At 32.1% G+C, this 442-nt stretch carries 1 protein-coding gene; it reads left to right on the top strand.

The genetic code is table 11. The annotated features are described in order from the left end of the window. Positions 1 to 31: 31 nt before the first annotated feature. On the top strand, positions 32 to 442 hold a 411-nt coding region (locus HFC70_RS26860; protein WP_368669828.1), incomplete at its 3' end, for a hypothetical protein.

Genomic DNA, 442 nt, shown 5'->3' with positions numbered 1-442 from the left:
CATGCATAGTGAGCATACACAGGAGCCGAACTTGCTTACACTGTTCATCTTTTTTGTTTTATTAATAGCTGCATGTTTCTTTTGTTTTGCTCCACCACGAAGAGGATATGACAGAAATGAGATCATTCCATACAAAATAAAACTATCAATAAATAAATATCGCCTTTACATATACTCATCGGGAAAGGTAAGACAATACCTTTTATTTTTATTTATTTTAGCACTGTACTACTCCATAGCGGAACCATTTAAGTCTGAGTTAATAAAAAACATATCATATTCACTGATGGCTGCATTTATTTTTGATACAGGGCTTAATTTTAGCAAGGAGAATATAACTAAAGGAGTGATTTCAACAAGGTGGCATAATGACCTATATTCATCATTTGAGAGAATGAAAGCAATTAATAAAATTTACTACCCATCCAACAAAGAGATAAAC

Source organism: Agrobacterium sp. a22-2 (genome assembly GCF_012276985.1).
Lineage (GTDB): Bacteria > Pseudomonadota > Alphaproteobacteria > Rhizobiales > Rhizobiaceae > Allorhizobium.
The sequence above is the reverse complement of the archived record's forward strand: the minus strand, read 5'-3'. Positions and strand labels throughout refer to the sequence as shown.